Genomic DNA, 17454 nt, shown 5'->3' with positions numbered 1-17454 from the left:
ACTTAAGCATCTCTGTAACATGCAAATTAAGACAACTGTGTGAAATTACGTATACGGCGTGACAAAAGAACACAGATGCTGCTGAGACACGCGCCAAAAGTCAGACATTCTATTATTTGTTTGACGTTAAATCGCAGGCAGAGATTGACAATCTCCCCTTGCGTCCCACACTCAGCGCACAATAGAACGCGCCCTACTCGTCCGAAGAGGTTATAAATTTATGCCCGTTGTTGTCGTCGAATCGCCAGCCAAAGCAAAAACAATTAACAAGTATCTTGGCTCCGATTACACGGTCCTGGCTTCCTATGGACATGTAAGAGATCTGCCGGCAAAAAATGGCTCGGTTGATACCGACGATGATTTTGCCATGACCTGGGAAGTGGCCAATGACAGTCGCAAACATGTCAAAGCCATCGCCGATGCGCTAAAGACCGACGACGAATTGATCCTCGCAACCGACCCTGACCGCGAAGGGGAAGCCATCAGTTGGCACCTGCAGGAAGCGCTGACCAAACGGCGCTCGATCAAGAAATCCACCAGCGTCAGTCGTGTGACCTTTAACGCGATTACCAAAGAGGCCGTGACACAGGCGATGCAAAACCCGCGCCAGGTGGATATGCCTTTGGTTGAAGCCTATCTGGCGCGGCGCGCTTTGGATTATCTGGTTGGCTTTAATCTGTCGCCGGTTCTGTGGCGCAAACTGCCCGGTGCGCGGTCGGCCGGTCGGGTGCAATCCGTTTGCCTGCGTCTGATTGTTGAACGTGAAACAGAGATCGAAGCCTTTGACCCGCGCGAATACTGGTCTGTCAGAGCACAGCTGCAAACTCCACGCGGCCAAGGGTTTGAAGGCCGTTTGACCGTATTGGGCGGAGACAAGCTGGACAAATTCACGCTAGCGAACTCCACTGCAGCGGAACTCGCGGTACAGGCCGTGGCCAGCCGCGATCTGGCGGTTAAATCTGTTGAAGCAAAACCCGCGTCACGCAATCCTTCTGCCCCGTTCATGACATCCACCCTGCAACAGGAAGCCAGCCGCAAATTTGGCATGGGCGCAAAGCAATGTATGAACGCAGCCCAGCGCCTTTATGAAGCGGGTTTGATCACATATATGCGGACGGACGGGATCGACATGGCGCCCGAAGCTGTCTCTGAGGCGCGTGCTGAAATCGGCAAACGCTATGGTGCAGACTATGTGCCTGACAGTCCGCGCATCTATAAAAATAAAGCGAAAAATGCCCAAGAGGCGCATGAGTGTATTCGCCCCACAGACATGAGCCGCGATGCCGCAAGCTTGAAAGTTTCAGAAGATGATCAGCGCAAGCTTTATGATCTAATCTGGAAACGCACGCTGGCTTGTCAGATGGCAGGCGCCCGTATGGAGCGCACCACGGTAGATATCGCGTCCGCTGATGCACAGGTGGTGCTGCGCGCTTCAGGACAGGTGATGCTGTTTGACGGCTTCCTGCGCGTCTACGAAGAAGGGCGCGATGATGTTGTAACCGACGATGACGACAAACGCCTGCCTCAGATCATGGAAGGCGAAGCGGTCAAATTTGGTGGTTCTTTGAAAGCGGACTATGACAAAGCTGGCGCAGAGGCGGCTTATCTGTCAGAAAATGCAGCCGTTCTGGCCCTGCAACACCACACGCAACCGCCCCCCCGGTACACGGAAGCGACATTGGTTAAGCGCATGGAAGAGCTGGGCATTGGCCGCCCGTCGACCTATGCCAGCGTCATCACCACGATTCAAGATCGTGAATATGTGCGCAAAGACAAAAATCGCCTTTTCCCCGAAGACAAAGGCCGTATCGTTACGATCTTTTTACTGAATTTCTTCCGCACCTATGTTGGCTATGAATTCACCGCAAACCTAGAAGCCCAGCTGGATGATGTAAGTGCTGGAGACGGCGATTATAAAGCCCTTTTAGGAAAGTTCTGGCGCGACTTTTCAGCAGCGATTTCAGAAACCTCTGATCTGCGAATTTCTGAGGTTCTGGATGTATTGGATGATGCGCTTGCGCCCCAGCTTTACCCGCCGCGCGAAGACGGCACCGATCCACGCAGCTGCCCCAAATGCGGCGCGGGTGCGTTGCATCTGAAAACGTCACGGACAGGCGGTTTTGTGGGGTGTGGGAACTACCCCGAATGCAACTATACACGCCCCATTTCTGGTGAAGGTGCGGAAGGTTATGAGCGTATCCTCGGCGAAGACGACGGGGATGAAATTCACCTGAAGTCTGGCCGTTTTGGCCCTTATGTGCAGCGCGGTGAAGTCACGCCTGAAAATAAAAAGCCCCCACGCGCGTCTTTGCCAAAACAAAACCGCAACTATCTGCCCGGTTGGAGCCCGCAAGAAATCACACTGGAAGGTGCACTGACCCTATTGACCCTGCCACGTGAAATCGGCCCGCATCCTGATGGGGGTGTGATCGCTGCCAACTTGGGGCGTTTTGGTCCCTATCTGATGCACCAGCTGCCGGATGAAGAAAAACCGATCTATGCGAATCTCAAAGAGACGCTTGAAGTGTTTGAAATCGGTATGAACCGCGCGGTGGAGCTGATCACGGAAAAACGCAATAATCCTGGCCGCCGCCGTGGCAGTGCAGCCAAGGCGCTAAAGGAATTGGGAGATCACCCAGATGGCGGCGCGGTGAACGTCTTTGATGGCCGTTACGGCCCATATGTGAAATGGGAAAAGGTCAATGCAACCCTGCCCAAGGATCTGGACCCAAAGGACATCACGCTTGAACAAGCGATGGCTTTGATCACCGAGAAGGTCGGTAAAAAACCTGCAAAGAAGAAGACAGCAGCAAAAAAGACCACCACAAAGAAAGCCACTGCCAAGAAAGCTCCGGCGAAAAAGAAAACGACCGCTGCAAAAACAACTGAAGACGCAGAAAAGTAATTTCTGCCTCTCTGCACGAAAGCCAAAGCAAAGGGTGACCATTTGCTTTGGCTTTTCAGGGCTTCCGTAGAAATACGTAAGCGTCTCAGTATTCATTGACAGCCTTCCCCAAAGCGCGGCAAAGTTTGCCAAACCTCACGCTGGGAGAGCTTTATGAAGAAAATCTACCCCAATGCCGCAGCTGCCCTGGATGGGCTTTTAAGCGATGGCATGATGATTGCTGCAGGCGGTTTTGGCCTTTGCGGTATTCCCGAATTGCTGCTGCAGGCCATCAAAGACGCCGGCACCAAGGATCTGACATTTGCCTCGAACAACGCTGGCGTTGATGACTTTGGCATTGGCATCCTGTTGCAGACCAAACAGGTCAAAAAGATGATCTCGTCTTATGTGGGGGAAAACGCTGAATTTATGCGCCAATACCTATCGGGTGAGCTGGAGCTGGAATTTAACCCACAAGGCACATTGGCTGAACGGATGCGCGCTGGCGGTGCTGGCATTCCCGGTTTCTTTACCAAAACCGGCGTTGGCACCGTGATCGCAGACGGCAAGATGGAAAAGCAATTCCCCACCGGCCCAGATGGCGCAGCAGAAGACTATATCATGGAAGAAGGCATTTTTGCTGATCTCGCCATTGTCAAAGCGTGGAAAGCTGACGAAACTGGAAACCTGATTTTCCGCAAAACGGCGCGCAACTTTAATGCGCCAGCGGCCACCTGTGGCAAGATCTGTGTGGTTGAAGTGGAAGAGATCGTTCCAACAGGTTCGCTTGATCCCGATGCCATCCACCTGCCCGGCATTTATGTACATCGGATCATTCAGGGTGATCATGAAAAGCGCATTGAACAGCGCACCACACGTCAGAAGGAGGGTGCATAATGCCTTGGGATCGCAATCAAATGGCCGCACGTGCGGCACAAGAGCTGCAAGACGGCTGGTATGTAAACCTTGGTATTGGCATTCCAACACTGGTCTCGAACTACATCCCTGAGGGGATTGAGGTAACGCTACAATCCGAGAACGGCATGTTGGGCATGGGTCCTTTCCCTTATGAAGGGGAAGAAGATGCCGATCTGATCAATGCAGGCAAACAAACCATCACCGAGCTGCCCCAGACTGCCTATTTTGATTCTGCGCAGTCTTTTGCGATGATTCGCGGCGGTAAGATTGCGATGGCGATTTTGGGCGCCATGGAAGTGGCCGAAAACGGTGATCTCGCCAACTGGATGATTCCTGGCAAGCTGGTGAAGGGCATGGGCGGTGCAATGGATCTGGTTGCAGGTGTGGGCCGCGTGGTTGTGGTGATGGATCACACCAACAAACATGGTGACAGCAAAGTTTTGACAGAGTGCACGCTGCCTCTCACTGGCAAAGGCGTCGTGGACCGGATCATCACCAATCTGGGCGTTTTGGACGTCGTTGACGGCGGGTTGAAAATCGTGGAACTGGCCGATGGTGTCAGCGAAGACGCGCTGCGCAGTGCCACCAAGGCGACGATCATAGATTAACATATCTGGTGTCAGGGTGATTGCACCCTGACACCTAATCTAAACTGACGATTTATTTCGTACAGGATGCATCATCAGTGATCGGATTGACGACCCCATCACGCAAAAAATGCTTACCAGAGAGAACCTGCATTCACCTGAAAATCCTCCATTGTCAAAGCACGCGCAGCATCACTGACAAGAAATGCAGCCAGTTCCGCCACCTCAGAGGGTTGAACAAGCTGGTCTTGAGGGTTTGACTTGCAGTATTCGGCACGCACCTGCTCGAAAGACTGACCAGATGATTTCATGTCTGCGTCGATATAGCTGCGCAGCATTTCAGTTTCGACCCATGTAGGGCTGATGGACACACAAGTCACCCCATGTGCTGCTCCTTCAAGACTCACACAGCGTCCCAAACCCAAAAGACCTGCTTTTGACGCGCAATAAGCCGCATTGTTTTCCATCCCGTTGTGCGCAGCAACAGAGGCAATATTGACAATGCGCCCCCATCCGGCCGCTTTCATATGAGGCATCGCGGCACGGATCATACGAAACGTGCCGCTTAGATTTGTATCGATATGGTTCATCCAAACATCCTCTGGATGGTCGATGATCGCAGCCTCTTCATATATTCCAGCCGCATTTACAAGAATGTCGACACCGCCCGCAGTCGCCACAACCTGCGCAACACAATCATCCACGCTGTCACGCGATTGCACATCCAAAGGAAGTGACACAATACGATCAGCGTCTGCTCCCAAAACATTATGCACATGATCCTGATCGCCACCGCGACGTGCACCGACAAAAACAGATACCCCATCACGGATCAGCCTGCGCGCAATGGCCAACCCGATTCCAGACAGCCCCCCAGTTACAATTGCGGTTTTCGTCTTTCCATTCACGTCACCAGCCTCCATGCTGTTTCGCCTCATTTGTTTGCGCCTTTAAAGACCGCTGCCACGGGCCAATCACTGCCCGGTTTGCAAGCGCAGCCACCCAGACTAGGGCCTTATTGAAAAGCCTGAAGCGTTTCTTTTCTGTCGCTGCAAAGTCGGTGTCTCTACCGATAAACAGCGTTTAGAAAAGACAGTCCGCCTGTTTATAACGTCAATTTAATTCATGTTTTGAAAAACGCAGCCATCTGAGATCAGCAAAGGAGGAGTTTTACACATGCTGCGGGCAACATCAAAAGTCGCCAGAACTTTGGGCACATAGTCCCGTGTTTCCACATAGTCAGGCACCCCCTGGTGATCCCGAATAGCCCCAGCCCCGGCATTATAGGCTGCAAGAACCAAAACAGGGTCGCCATTAAAACGCTCCATCAACCAGCTAAGATAGGCCACGCCCCCGGCAATGTTCTGGGCAGGATCAAAGACATCCTTGACGCCAAAACGCTCTGCCGTTTCAGGGGTGAGCTGCATCAAACCCTGCGCGCCTGCGCTGCTTACCGCATCCAAGCGCCCAGAACTCTCTACCGCAATCATCGCAAGCACCAACGCAGGAGAAATCTGCGCTTGGACCGTCTCAGTCAGAATAGACACCGCATGCTCTGAGACAATCTTTTGCAAATCATCCAAACGGGCCACAGATACGGATTGCGCCCCGCGAATGGCCTGCAACGCATCATCAAGGCGCGCAGGTCCGATCTCTTCCAAGCCGGGCGATATATCCTGCCAGAACCAAGAATAGCGCGCCTCGCCCTCGACAGTTGGCAAGGCGGCAGGCGCCTCGGGTATAACCACCTCTGGGGCGATTTGTATCGTGATCCGTTTTTGGCTGCCCGGTTGTGGTGGCTTTAAGGTTTTAGATTCGAACTGAGGAAAGGGAGCAGGTGTCTTACGCGGCGAATCCACGGCATCGTCTTGCGCGAAACAAGGGTTTCCCAGAAGAACCGCCCCCAACAGGGCATATGTCATAGTTTTGACCACAAGACTCGCCTTTTTATTCCTTAGGTCTCTCTCAATATTTCGGGCAGAAACCTTCTCAATTCCCATCGAAATTCGGGCATTTTTGCCATATTTGACCTACTTTGTCATCATCATACCCCAAGCATGATGCGGAGGTTTAGGTTTGTTCCCATATTTTTCAGAAGCTTAACGAGTTTCCTAGCAAAAAGTTAAAATTAGGCAGGCCTTTTCAGATTCCGGCCCCAATCCTGCCATGCTCCAAGGGCTATATATATTCACACCACGGCGGACAGGGGACATGCTGGTGAGAGAGCACACCCCAGCAACGGCCACCGAGGTTGATTGAAACGACGAGATCCTTTGGAGGGACTAACCATGATCAAATTCATCAAAAACTTCCGTAAAGACGAAGACGGCGCCGTAACTGTAGACTGGGTTGTGCTGACTGCGGCTGTCGCGGCTCTGGCAGGCGTTGCATATACCAGCATCGCAGGTGGTGTTGACGATATCGCGAGCGCAACAGAAACCGCTCTTGACGGTGCGAATGTTGTAGTAAATCTGGGTGAAAACCCTGGCGCTGCTCCTGCCCCTTAATAAGATTTCTTAATAACGTAATCATGCAGGCCGCCTGCTGCCAAGTGGGTGGCCTGTTCTCCCTTCTCGAAACGCAACAGAGCAGTTGCGAAAAACGAATTGGTGGAGATAAAATGAGATCAATGAAACGCTTTCTAAAAAGCGATGACGGTGCTGTAACTGTTGACTGGGTGGTGCTGACCGCCGCCATCATCGGTCTTGCAATATTTGGCTTTGGGGCTTTTCGCGATGTCGCCTTCGCTATCGCAAACGCACTGTCTTCACAAATGTCTAGCGTCGTGGTGAGCGTTTTCTAACACAATGAAAACAACGCCTCGCCTTAAAGGTGCCGAAAGGCTTTTCCTGTAACTTTGCGACTATCCCGGTGAAAGGTACATCATGCGCGCAGCTTTTGCTCTTGTTCTTTTAGTTGGTCTTGCCCTTGCAGGCGGTGCCGCAATGATGGTGCAAAATCGCTTTGATGCCTATAAGGCTGCCTTGGCACATGAACGCGCTAATCGCGGGCAAGCGATTGCAACCGTTGATGTTCTTGTCGCGACAGAGCCGCTAAAATATGGCCAACAGCTTAGCAGAAATCAGGTTGCATCGGTAAAATGGCCTCAAGCCAGCCTGCCAGAAGGAACCTACCAGACGTTGGACGCATTGTTTATCTCAGAACGTCCTGAAGATGAACGCGTCGTTTTACGGGCTATAGAGCCCGGAGAAGCCATTTTATCAGTAAAAGTCACCCGCCCAGGCGAAGATGCAGGTATTACATCACGCCTAGAGCGAGGCATGCGGGCCTTTGCGATCAAAGTTGATGTCTCATCGGGGGTTTCAGGATTTCTGCGCCCCGGCGACAGCGTTGACGTTTATTGGACCGGACGTATCCCTGACCAAGTGAATGGTAACCGTGGTGATGTTACGCGTCTGATCCAACCGAATATTGAATTGATCGCTGTTGACCAGAAAGCAGGCGATGTAAACCAAGCCGTGATTGCGCGCACTGTGACTGTGGCGGCACGCCCTGAACAGGTTGCAGCATTGGCACAGGCACAATCAACCGGGCGTTTATCTCTGTCTCTTGTAGGTGCACAGGATGATACAATTGCGGAACTGGTCGAAGTGGATCAACGTACACTTTTAGGATTGTCTGATATTCAGGCACCGGCCCCAGCCCAACAAAAGCGCGTTTGCACAATCCGTAACCGTCGCGGTGCAGAAGTTGTGGTAACAGAAATTCCCTGCACCAACTAATTTTACGAGACGCAATACCGATCATCGCAAACAGGGATAGAGTTCTATCCCTGTTTTACCTGCCTGTTGCCCCTCTTCCACAGCATAAAAAGGCTGCGAGAAGTTTCCTTGCAATACTATTCAAATTCACGCAGTCTTCTTCTCAATAATGGGCGCTAGACCCGTATCTGAGGCGTGATCGGAAAGGCAGGTCACATGAAATTTTCTCGTTTTGTCGCAGCCACGTTATTGGGCTGCGCTCTTACCAGTGTACCTATTGCACATGTCGCAGCGGCGAATGAGCTGCGCGTGGTCCGCAAAGGTGCCAGCGCGACACTTGATGTGCCCATGAACCGCGCGGTTGTGGTGGAGAGCGAAACGCCTTTTGCTGAAATCACCATCGCCAATCCCAGCATTGCGGATATCTCTTCTCTGTCAGACCGGTCCATCTACGTCTTGGGGAAAACGCCAGGGCTAACGACGCTGACCCTTCTGGATGCGGCGGGGCAGTTGATCAGCAACGTAAACGTGCGCGTGGCAGCAGATGTGAGTGAATTTAAGGAACGGCTGCGCCAGATCTTGCCAAATGAGCGTATTGAAGTACGCACCGCGAACGACGGTATTGTGCTATCGGGCACTGTTTCAAGCGCCGCGCGACTGCAACGCGCTTTGGATCTGGCCGAACGCTATGCCCCGGAACGCGTTTCAAACCTGATGTCTGTCGGTGGTGTGCAACAGGTCATGCTGAAGGTGCGTTTTGCAGAAATGCAGCGCAATGCATCAAAACAGCTCCGCTCGTCTTTTGCTTTAAGTAGCCAAAGCGGCAGCACCGTTGCCGAAACAGGTACTTTTTTGATTGGTGACAACGGGATCGGGTCACAAATCGAACTGCGTGGTGGTGACGAAGGCGCGATTGCCTTCAGCTTTGGCGTTGGCTCGGTTCAATTAGGCCTGTTGTTCGAAGCACTTGAAAGCAAAGGAATTGTTCGCACGCTGGCGGAACCGAATCTCTCAGCCCTTTCTGGACAAGAAGCACGTTTTCTGGCGGGCGGTGAGTTCCCGATTCCTGCCGTCGATAGCGATGGCAACGTGAACGTTGAATTCAAACCTTTTGGCATTGAACTGGATTTTGTCCCGCGCGTGGTTGATCAAGACCTGATCAATCTGGAATTGAAAGCAGCTGTGTCTTCTATTGATCCAGACAATACATTCAGCTCTGCGGGCCTTGAAATTGCGGCCTTCAATCGGCGAGAAACAGCAACCACTGTAGAACTTCGTGATGGTGAGAGCTTTGCGATTGCCGGCCTTATTCAAGACGATTTCGTGGATTCCACGTCACAACTGCCTTGGATTGGAGATGTTCCAGTTCTTGGTTCTCTGTTCCGCAGCGCCGAGTATCGCCGTGATCAAACCGAACTGGTCGTGATCATCAGCGCTCATCTGGTTTCTCCGACACGTGGCGAAGCCTTGGTTTTGCCCACAGATCGGGTAGCCCCCCCCAGCGAGGCTGATCTGTTTCTCTTTGGACGGACCTCACGCAGTCAAAGTGGCGCAGCAGGCGAGGTCGCGCGTCAGGGCTTTACCGGATCATACGGCTATGTACTTGATTAAAAAACGGAGTTTGGGATCATGTTGAAACGTTCACTGCTCTTGTGTCTAACCATGGCAGCCGGCGCCTGTACCAACGAGGCAGGTCTTGAGCGCCAAAGTGTCTTTGGAGAAGCCACCCGTCATAATGCTGCGGTGACCTCAGGTGATTTAAACTTTGTTGTTCAACTTGGACAACGATTTGCAAATGAAGTGCCCACCACAATCAACTTCGATTTCAACAGTGCTCGCCTCGACAGTCAGGCGAAAGCAGTCCTAGACCGCCAAGCAGATTGGATTAAACAGTTTCCCGAAGTCCGTTTTAAGGTCTTTGGGCACACAGATGCTGTTGGCAGCGATGCTTACAATCGTCGTTTGGGCAAACGTCGTGCAACCACTTCTGTAAACTATCTCATTTCAAAGGGTATAAGCCGCAAGCGCTTGGAAGCCGTCGTCTCTTTGGGAGAAACAAAACCGGTTATTGCCAGCCCGAATCGTGAGCGCGAGAATCGCCGCACAGTGACGGAAGTCTCTGGCTTTGTCCGCGATAACCCGCTGCTGGATGGAAAATATGCCGCCATTGTCTATCGTGACTATGTTCAAAGTGCGGTTGTCGAAGGCACGTTAACACTGGATGATGGGCTAGAAACCAAGCTCGGTGGTGAGTAAACAATTCATATAAATAGGAAACACGTGAATCTGTGCGTGTTTCCACCTCTTAAACAATTCCTCACAATTGGGGCTTTTCAGCCCAAATCTTGCCCATATTTTCCGCGATCCTTCTCTCTATGAGGTGAGCTGCATCCAAGACAGGCTGCGGTCCAGCCTGGCAGAATGCCAAGCACACCGATCGAAGAGGATTGAAGGCTATGAGCAGCGATCAGCCGCAGACAGAAACAAATGCAATCACCGCCTGTACCATCAGCCGGGATGTGCAGAATTTCGACCTGTTGATCGAAGACATGGAAACCGCACTCGGCGAGGCTTGGGGCGATCTTAGCTTTTCCGAAGCACTGGCCTTCTTTCAGCAAGACGAGGCCAAATCGCTTGAATTTGTAGCGATCGCTCTTGATGCTCAGGATGAAGACAATCTGAGCCAAATGGGTGAAATCATCACGCAGGCCAAAGCGGTTGGAATCAAGATTATCTTGATTGCTGAAGACGTCACCCCTGCAGTCCTGCATAACTTGCTACGCCAGGGTGCGGATGAGTTCATCCCCTACCCGCTGCCAGAACAGGAATTGCAGGCGGCTATTGATCGTCTACGGATCCAAGGCTCTGAAATGGCGGCACCTCAACCTGCGACATTAAAGTCTGATAACAACTGTGACGGCGCCGTGGTGGTCTGTCACGGTTTAGCTGGTGGCGTCGGTACAACAACGTTAGCCGTAAATCTTGCATGGGAAATTGCGGAACGCACTTCAGGAGACAGGCCACGCGTTTGCCTGATCGACCTTGATCTACAGCATGGGTCAGTTGCCACCTATCTTGACTTGCCGCGCCGTGAAGCGGTCGCTGAGTTATTGAGCGAAACCGAAAGTTTGGATGATGACCTCTTTGCGCAAGCCTTAGTAACCTATCAAGATAAGTTGCAGGTTTTCACTGCGCCAAGTGAAATGCTACCGATGGAATTTGTGGGCCCTGAAGACGTGCAGCGCCTGATCAATATGGCGCGGTGTCATTTTGATTTCGTCGTCATTGACCTGCCACGCACGCTTGTTCAATGGTCTGAGACCGTTTTGAGTATGGCACATTTGTATTTTGCGGTGCTGGAGCTTGATATGAGATCAGCGCAAAATGCGCTTCGTCTGAAACGCGCGTTGCAATCAGAAGATCTACCTTTTGAGAAATTGCGATTTGCGCTGAACCGCGCCCCAAAATTTACCGATCTGAGCGGTAAAAGCCGGGTCAAACGTCTGGCTGAATCCTTGGGGATCTCGATCGATATACAGCTGCCTGATGGTGGCAAAACAATCCTGCAAAGCTGTGATCATGGCCAGCCTCTTGCAGCCGCGGCGCCCAAAAGCGCATTGCGGAAAGAAATCGGCAAACTGGCGCAATCATTACATGAGTTGGGCAAAAACGAAACCGAAGCGGCATAACCCGCATGAAGGTTGGGGTGAGTAATGTTTTCCAGATATAAGAAACAAATTTCCGAGACAGCGGCCAAACCTCAAAAGGTGGCAGCAACACCTTCTGTAGCACCGGCCGCGCCCGCACCTGCAAGCCTGCGCAAACCTGCTTTGCAAAAACCGGCGAAAGCCGCCCCTGTGGATAAAGAACGCAAACGCAAAGAACGGCTTGCTCAAATCAAGATTGAGATGCACCGTGAGTTGCTGGACAATTTGAACCTGTCAGCATTAGAGCACGCGTCAGAAGCAGAACTGCGATCAGAAATTTCTGATATCACATCAGAACTTCTTGCAGAACGCAGTGTCGTATTGAACCGAGAAGACCGCCAGACCCTGAACAAAGAGCTGTATGACGAGGTCACTGGCCTTGGCCCTCTAGAGGTGCTGCTGCAGGACGATACGGTCAGCGATATTCTGGTGAATGGCCCCCAACAAATCTTTATCGAACAAAACGGTAAACTCAGCCTCTCTGACATCAGTTTTAAGGATGAAAAACACCTGATGCGGATCATCGACAAGATCGTCTCAGCTGTGGGGCGTCGTGTGGATGAGAGCAATCCATATGTTGATGCGCGGCTTGCTGATGGTTCCCGATTTAACGCGATGGTACCACCCATTGCGGTGGATGGATCTTTGGTATCGATCCGGAAATTTAAAAAGGACAAACTGGGCATCGATGATCTGGTCAATTTCGGCGCCTTCACAGAAGAAATGGCGGCCTACCTGCAAGCCGCTGTTGCCACACGATTAAATGTCATCGTCTCTGGCGGAACCGGTTCTGGTAAGACCACAACGCTGAACGCTTTGTCTTCGTTTATTGACAATGCCGAACGTATTTTGACCATCGAAGACACCGCAGAATTGCAATTGCAACAGACCCATGTTGGCCGGATGGAAAGCCGCCCGCCAAACGTGGAAGGCAAAGGTGAGGTCTCCCCACGCGACTGTCTGAAAAACGCGCTGCGGATGCGTCCTGATCGGATCATCGTGGGGGAAACGCGTGGCGAAGAGGTGATCGACATGCTGCAGGCCATGAACACTGGCCACGATGGATCGATGACAACAATCCACGCGAACTCTGCCCGCGATGGGGTGTCACGTCTGGAAAACATGATCGCAATGGCTGGCATTGAAATGCCGCTCAAAGCTGTGCGCAGTCAGATTTCCTCTGCGGTCAATGTGATTGTTCAGGCCTCGCGCCTGCAAGACGGATCCCGTCGTATGACATCCATCACCGAGATAACCGGGATGGAAGGGGACGTGATCTCGATGCAGGAAATATTTCGATTTCAACGGGTTGGCCTCACACCCGACAACAAGATTATTGGTCATTTCACAGCCACTGGTGTGCGCAGTCACTTCTCTGAGCGATTCCGCCTGTGGGGTTACGACCTGCCATCATCGATCTATGAACCAACATTGTCGGAGGGTTTGTAATGCAAATACCAACCGAAATTCTGATTTATGGTCTAATTATTCTTGCCGTGCTTGCGCTGGTTGAAGGCCTGTATCTGGTGACCTTTGGCAAATCCATTAGTCTGAACAATCGGGTCAACCGACGCCTTGAGATGCTGCAAAAAGGCAGCACGCGAGAGCAAGTATTGGACCAACTCCGTAAGGAGATGGGCCAGCATATGCGCACGCAATCTATCCCGCTTTATTCGTTATTGGCGGAGCGCGCCCAAAAAGCAGCAATCGCGTTTAGCCCAAAACAACTGATCATGATCATGGGAGCACTGTCTGCCCTGGTCTTTGCAGTGCTCAGTGTTGCGACGCAAACAGATCTCGCGCTTCGCGTTCTGGCGTCGATTGGTATTGGCGTGGGAGCGGTGTTTTTCTGGGTCAACAGCAAAGCCAAAAAACGGCTCGCGCTTATTGAAGAACAACTGCCTGATGCTGTTGAACTTATGGTGCGCTCATTGCGGGTCGGGCATCCGTTTACCTCTGCTGTACAAATTGTTGCCAAAGAGGTTGATGATCCTCTGGCCACCGAATTTGGCATGATTGCAGATGAGACTGCCTATGGTGGTGATGTTGGGGACGCTTTGAAAGATATGGCGGAGCGGCTGGACATTCAGGACATGCGGTTTTTGTCAGTCGCCGTAACCATTCAACAGCAATCCGGAGGCAACCTGGCCGAGGTGCTGGATGGGCTGGCCAAAGTAATCCGTGCACGTTTTCGGCTTTTCCGTCGTGTCAAAGCAATTACCGCCGAGGCGCAATGGTCCGGTAAGTTCTTGTCAGCCTTCCCTCTTTTGGCGCTGATCGGCACTTTGGTGAAAGACCCCCATTACTATGATAATGTGATGGATCACCCTTGGTTTATTCCCGCCTGTTTTCTAGTGGGTGGCATGTTGACCATCAATCTATTCGTCATGCGCGCGCTGACGAATATCGAAGTGTGAGGGGGATAAGATGGCAGCACTTAATGATTTTCTGATCACACAATTTGGCGACATGGGGCCTTTTCTGGCGCTTGGTGGTCTTGGTGCTTTGTTGATCTTTGGAGCAGGTTTTTTCTTTCTCAACCAGCCCGAGGACCCGCTCGCAAAGCTGAACCGGGATCTCAACCAGAAAAACATCGCCCAGCCTAAACGAGAACGATTGCGCCAAACTGGCCGCAATGAACAATTGCAAAAATTCGCAACCTTTCTGGAGCCGCAAGACGCTGAAGAGCTTTCCGCTATGGCCCTCACTCTGCGTCAAGCGGGTTATCAGTCAAAAGATGCCGTTCGACTGTTTTACTTTGCGCAGATGGCACTTGGCCTTATTGGCCTGTGTTTAGGGCTTATCTGGGTTTACGTGCTGAATGCTGATACAACCTTTGACAGTCAGCAAATGGTACTCCGCATTCTTGGCCCCGGTGCGGCAGGGTATTTTCTGCCAAAATATTGGATCACACGCCGCGTCGAGGAGCGTAAAAAGAAAATCACGCAGGGGTTTCCGGACGCGCTGGACATGATGCTGGTTTGCGTTGAGGCGGGCCAATCACTGGAACAATCAATTATTCGCGTTTCAAAAGAGCTTGTCGCATCTTATCCCGATCTGGCGGAAGAATTTCAGGTCGTTGCGCAGGAAATGAAGGCCGGGAAAGACAAAGAGAAAGTCATGCGCGATCTGGGGACGCGTTGTGGTGTGCAAGATATTGCATCGTTCACGACAGTGATGATCCAATCATCCGCTTTTGGTACATCAATCGCCGAAGCACTGCGTGTTTATGCGGGTGAAATGCGAGACAAACGCGTCATGCGCGCCGAGGAAGCTGCGAACAAATTGCCCGTGAAAATGACACTGGCGACGATGGTGCTGACGGTTCCGCCTCTGTTGATTATTCTGGTCGGCCCTTCCGCGCAGAATATCGCCAATCTGGGCAGCGGTGGCGCACCGTAATTAGACGACGCGGTTCCCCTCATCTGCCATCAAGACTTCAGGTGGGGTTGTTTCTTTTGTCACGGGGCACTTCACATTTAGCAGATGAGCCAAAATACCCCTATCGTTACCTGCTGTTTCTGGTCTACGTCTGAGGCACTGTGAAACAGAATTGTGCCAATGATTGATATACGTGCCGCGATAGGTGTCGGTTTTTGTCTGTGCTGTTTAATGGGCTGTACGGCCCAAAAGACGGCCTTACATCAGGGCGGTCTATGGGCGCCCGGCGTCGACACACGCAAAGAGGCCATTGACCCTCTGGTTACCGGTCATCGCCTAATGGCTGCTGGACAATATGAATTGGCACTGGACTCTTTCACCCGTGCCGGGCTTGTGCATGGATTGAACGGAGAAGTTCTGTCATCTCTTGGGTCCGCAAATCTTGCGCTTGGGCGTTTGGGGCAAGCAGAAGATTTGTTGCGCCAATCGGTGGCAAAAGCGCCAGACTGGCCAGAAGCCTTAAACAATCTCGGCGTTGTTTTGATGGAACAAGGCAAATATCCCGAAGCAGAGCAGTATCTGCGACGTGCCGTTGCTTTTGATAATGGCGAAAGTGACGCAATTCGTGAAAATTTACGTGTTGCTCTCGCCAATTTGGATGCCGACTCACATAATGATCAACAAGAACAGCCTTATCAGCTGATACAAAACGGCGGCGGCAGCTATTTGCTGAAACGCACGCCTTAAACAAGGCAGAGCAGCAAGAGGACGCAAAATGCGCCAGTCTATTTTCATTTCTGCAGGCTTAGCAGCCGTTTTGGCACTTTCCGCCTGTGCGCCAAAATCAGAGATCGATATCGAAGAAGCCATAAAAGATATCAACGTGGTCGATGAAACCAATCTCAATGATGTGTTTCTTCAGGCATCCGATCCGAATGAGGCTGTGAGCTATTTCAATAGATCTCTTAAATCGGATCCTGACCGAACAGATTTACAACGGGGCCTTGCCACCTCTCTGATCCGCGCGAAGCGCAATACAGAAGCTGTGCCCGCGTGGCGGCGTGTGGTTGCGCAGGAAGATGCAACGTCAAATGACAAAGTGCAGCTGGCAGACGCGCTGATCCGGACCAATAATTGGGATGACGCCAAACAGGTCTTGGATTCTGTGCCGCCAACGGTTGAGACCTTTCAACGCTATCGGTTAGAGGCGATCGTTGCCGACTCCCGCAAGGACTGGAAGCGCGCGGATAGCTTTTACGAAACAGCCGTTGGCCTGACCACGACACCTGCCCGTGTCATGAACAACTGGGGTTATTCCAAGCTGACCCGTGGAGATTTCAGCGGGGCCGAAAAACTGTTTTCCGATGCTATTCGCCAAGACAGCACATTGTTTACCGCCAAAAACAATCTGGTACTCGCGCGTGGAGCCCAGCGTAATTACACGCTGCCACCTGTTCCTGTCACGCAAAGAGAACGAGCGCTTTTATTGCACACCAGTGCGCTTTCCGCCGTCAAACAAGGGGATGTGAGCACAGGGAAAGGCCTGCTGCGGGAAGCAATCGCAACGCACCCTCAGCATTTTGAAGAGGCTGCACGCGCCTTAAGCACTCTGGAAGGTGGCTGACCCAATGTTCGCCCAGCTTCTGGAGACGCTTCAGATCCAGACGAGCGTCGCGAGCGCCTTTTTGATTTTTATGCTGCCGCTTTGCGCAATTGTTGCCTACAGCGACCTACGCGGCATGCGCATTCCCAATTGGACCGTTGATCTGACGGGCGCTATTTACATTATTGTGGGTCTATTCGTCATGCCAAGCTGGCCAGACTATGGCTGGCAGCTGCTCCACCTGCCTGTCGGCCTGCTGATTGGTTTTCTGCTTTACGCGGGCGGTGCAGTGGGTGCAGGCGACGCAAAATTCGTTGCTGCTGCTGCACCTTTTGTTGATTATGGAGATCTAGCACTGATCCTGTTGATTTTCTGCGCCAACCTTCTTGCAGGTTTCACCACGCATCGGGTCGCAAAATACACCGCTTTGCACAAGATGGCCCCAGATTGGAAAAGTTGGCATGTGGGCGCGAAATTCCCCATGGGGTTTTGCCTTGGTACAACCTTGGTAATCTATCTGGCGTTAGGGGCGTTTTATGGAACTTAACTCCACCTCAGATCGTTGCTCATCCGCATCTTAATCCTAAAATTCTGAGTTATATCAAGCCATGGTCCCGGAATTGCACGGACTTGGCCTATCTGTTGCCACAGT

General features: G+C 51.9%; 17 protein-coding genes. 15 read left to right on the top strand and 2 right to left on the bottom strand.

The window, feature by feature from the left end; all coding sequences use genetic code 11:
- The first annotated feature begins 220 nt into the window (after window positions 1–220).
- From topA to BLP79_RS13075, 3 genes are all read left to right on the top strand, one after another.
- Window positions 221–2905, top strand: coding sequence for a type I DNA topoisomerase (gene topA / locus BLP79_RS13085; protein ID WP_090219637.1), 2685 nt, complete (start codon window positions 221–223; stop codon window positions 2903–2905).
- Window positions 2906–3058: 153 nt separating this feature from the next.
- Window positions 3059–3781: a CoA transferase subunit A gene (locus BLP79_RS13080; RefSeq protein ID WP_090219636.1), complete on the top strand. Its 723-nt coding sequence runs from the start codon at window positions 3059–3061 to the stop codon at window positions 3779–3781.
- Window positions 3781–4410, top strand: coding sequence for a 3-oxoacid CoA-transferase subunit B (locus BLP79_RS13075; RefSeq protein WP_090219634.1), 630 nt, complete (start codon window positions 3781–3783; stop codon window positions 4408–4410). The genes BLP79_RS13080 and BLP79_RS13075 overlap by 1 nt, the downstream gene beginning before the upstream one ends.
- Before the next feature lie 113 nt (window positions 4411–4523).
- On the opposite strand, the gene BLP79_RS13070 is transcribed toward BLP79_RS13075, so the two are convergent.
- Together BLP79_RS13070 and BLP79_RS13065 are read right to left on the bottom strand one after the other, a co-directional pair.
- A complete protein-coding gene (locus BLP79_RS13070; RefSeq protein WP_232716499.1) occupies window positions 4524–5327 on the bottom strand; it encodes an SDR family NAD(P)-dependent oxidoreductase in 804 nt (267 codons plus the stop codon).
- Between the two features lie 180 nt (window positions 5328–5507).
- Window positions 5508–6311, bottom strand: a complete 804-nt coding sequence (locus BLP79_RS13065) for a lytic transglycosylase domain-containing protein (protein WP_090219631.1) — start codon at window positions 6309–6311, stop codon at window positions 5508–5510.
- Window positions 6312–6677: 366 nt separating this feature from the next.
- On the opposite strand from BLP79_RS13065, the gene BLP79_RS13060 reads away from it, so the two are divergent.
- From BLP79_RS13060 to BLP79_RS13005, 12 genes are all read left to right on the top strand, one after another.
- Window positions 6678–6896, top strand: a complete 219-nt coding sequence (locus BLP79_RS13060; RefSeq protein WP_090219630.1) for a hypothetical protein — start codon at window positions 6678–6680, stop codon at window positions 6894–6896.
- Between the two features lie 23 nt (window positions 6897–6919).
- Entirely contained in the window at window positions 6920–7192 is a 273-nt protein-coding gene (locus tag BLP79_RS13055; RefSeq protein WP_232716501.1) for a Flp family type IVb pilin, read from the top strand.
- A gap of 82 nt (window positions 7193–7274) precedes the next feature.
- Window positions 7275–8132 carry a Flp pilus assembly protein CpaB gene (cpaB, locus tag BLP79_RS13050; RefSeq protein WP_090219628.1) on the top strand — a complete coding sequence of 286 codons (858 nt, stop codon included), beginning with the start codon at window positions 7275–7277 and terminating at the stop codon, window positions 8130–8132.
- A 195-nt stretch (window positions 8133–8327) separates the two neighbouring features.
- Window positions 8328–9722 carry a type II and III secretion system protein family protein gene (locus BLP79_RS13045; protein WP_090219626.1) on the top strand — a complete coding sequence of 465 codons (1395 nt, stop codon included), beginning with the start codon at window positions 8328–8330 and terminating at the stop codon, window positions 9720–9722.
- An 18-nt stretch (window positions 9723–9740) separates the two neighbouring features.
- Window positions 9741–10367: an OmpA family protein gene (locus tag BLP79_RS13040; RefSeq protein ID WP_090219625.1), complete on the top strand. Its 627-nt coding sequence runs from the start codon at window positions 9741–9743 to the stop codon at window positions 10365–10367.
- A gap of 200 nt (window positions 10368–10567) precedes the next feature.
- Window positions 10568–11800, top strand: coding sequence for a CpaE/TadZ family protein (locus tag BLP79_RS13035; protein ID WP_090219623.1), 1233 nt, complete (start codon window positions 10568–10570; stop codon window positions 11798–11800).
- Between the two features lie 24 nt (window positions 11801–11824).
- Window positions 11825–13267, top strand: a complete 1443-nt coding sequence (locus BLP79_RS13030; RefSeq protein WP_090219621.1) for a TadA family conjugal transfer-associated ATPase — start codon at window positions 11825–11827, stop codon at window positions 13265–13267.
- A complete protein-coding gene (locus BLP79_RS13025) occupies window positions 13267–14235 on the top strand; it encodes a type II secretion system F family protein (protein ID WP_090219620.1) in 969 nt (322 codons plus the stop codon). Before BLP79_RS13030 ends, BLP79_RS13025 begins: the two co-directional genes overlap by 1 nt.
- 10 nt (window positions 14236–14245) lie before the next feature.
- Entirely contained in the window at window positions 14246–15220 is a 975-nt protein-coding gene (locus BLP79_RS13020; protein WP_090219618.1) for a type II secretion system F family protein, read from the top strand.
- A 159-nt stretch (window positions 15221–15379) separates the two neighbouring features.
- The gene (locus BLP79_RS13015; protein ID WP_090219617.1) at window positions 15380–15946 is read left to right on the top strand and encodes a tetratricopeptide repeat protein; all 567 of its coding nucleotides are present in this window, start codon (window positions 15380–15382) and stop codon (window positions 15944–15946) included.
- Window positions 15947–15974: 28 nt separating this feature from the next.
- Window positions 15975–16823: a tetratricopeptide repeat protein gene (locus BLP79_RS13010; RefSeq protein ID WP_090219615.1), complete on the top strand. Its 849-nt coding sequence runs from the start codon at window positions 15975–15977 to the stop codon at window positions 16821–16823.
- A gap of 4 nt (window positions 16824–16827) precedes the next feature.
- Window positions 16828–17349, top strand: coding sequence for a prepilin peptidase (locus tag BLP79_RS13005; protein WP_090219614.1), 522 nt, complete (start codon window positions 16828–16830; stop codon window positions 17347–17349).
- Window positions 17350–17454 lie beyond the last annotated feature (105 nt).

The sequence above is a fragment of the Epibacterium ulvae genome (assembly GCF_900102795.1).
In the GTDB taxonomy this organism is placed as follows: domain Bacteria; phylum Pseudomonadota; class Alphaproteobacteria; order Rhodobacterales; family Rhodobacteraceae; genus Epibacterium; species Epibacterium ulvae.
The sequence above is the reverse complement of the archived record's forward strand: the minus strand, read 5'-3'. Positions and strand labels throughout refer to the sequence as shown.

Bases quoted from the DNA above. Each gene is read 5' to 3' on its own strand.
- topA (WP_090219637.1), top strand. From the start codon at position 221: ATGCCCGTTGTTGTCGTCGAATCGCCAGCCAAAGCAAAAACAATTAAC.
- BLP79_RS13080 (WP_090219636.1), top strand. From the start codon at position 3,059: ATGAAGAAAATCTACCCCAATGCCGCAGCTGCCCTGGATGGGCTTTTA.
- BLP79_RS13075 (WP_090219634.1), top strand. From the start codon at position 3,781: ATGCCTTGGGATCGCAATCAAATGGCCGCACGTGCGGCACAAGAGCTG.
- BLP79_RS13070 (WP_232716499.1), bottom strand. From the start codon at position 5,327: ATGAGGCGAAACAGCATGGAGGCTGGTGACGTGAATGGAAAGACGAAA.
- BLP79_RS13065 (WP_090219631.1), bottom strand. From the start codon at position 6,311: ATGACATATGCCCTGTTGGGGGCGGTTCTTCTGGGAAACCCTTGTTTC.
- BLP79_RS13060 (WP_090219630.1), top strand. From the start codon at position 6,678: ATGATCAAATTCATCAAAAACTTCCGTAAAGACGAAGACGGCGCCGTA.
- BLP79_RS13055 (WP_232716501.1), top strand. From the start codon at position 6,920: ATGCAGGCCGCCTGCTGCCAAGTGGGTGGCCTGTTCTCCCTTCTCGAA.
- cpaB (WP_090219628.1), top strand. From the start codon at position 7,275: ATGCGCGCAGCTTTTGCTCTTGTTCTTTTAGTTGGTCTTGCCCTTGCA.
- BLP79_RS13045 (WP_090219626.1), top strand. From the start codon at position 8,328: ATGAAATTTTCTCGTTTTGTCGCAGCCACGTTATTGGGCTGCGCTCTT.
- BLP79_RS13040 (WP_090219625.1), top strand. From the start codon at position 9,741: ATGTTGAAACGTTCACTGCTCTTGTGTCTAACCATGGCAGCCGGCGCC.
- BLP79_RS13035 (WP_090219623.1), top strand. From the start codon at position 10,568: ATGAGCAGCGATCAGCCGCAGACAGAAACAAATGCAATCACCGCCTGT.
- BLP79_RS13030 (WP_090219621.1), top strand. From the start codon at position 11,825: ATGTTTTCCAGATATAAGAAACAAATTTCCGAGACAGCGGCCAAACCT.
- BLP79_RS13025 (WP_090219620.1), top strand. From the start codon at position 13,267: ATGCAAATACCAACCGAAATTCTGATTTATGGTCTAATTATTCTTGCC.
- BLP79_RS13020 (WP_090219618.1), top strand. From the start codon at position 14,246: ATGGCAGCACTTAATGATTTTCTGATCACACAATTTGGCGACATGGGG.
- BLP79_RS13015 (WP_090219617.1), top strand. From the start codon at position 15,380: ATGATTGATATACGTGCCGCGATAGGTGTCGGTTTTTGTCTGTGCTGT.
- BLP79_RS13010 (WP_090219615.1), top strand. From the start codon at position 15,975: ATGCGCCAGTCTATTTTCATTTCTGCAGGCTTAGCAGCCGTTTTGGCA.
- BLP79_RS13005 (WP_090219614.1), top strand. From the start codon at position 16,828: ATGTTCGCCCAGCTTCTGGAGACGCTTCAGATCCAGACGAGCGTCGCG.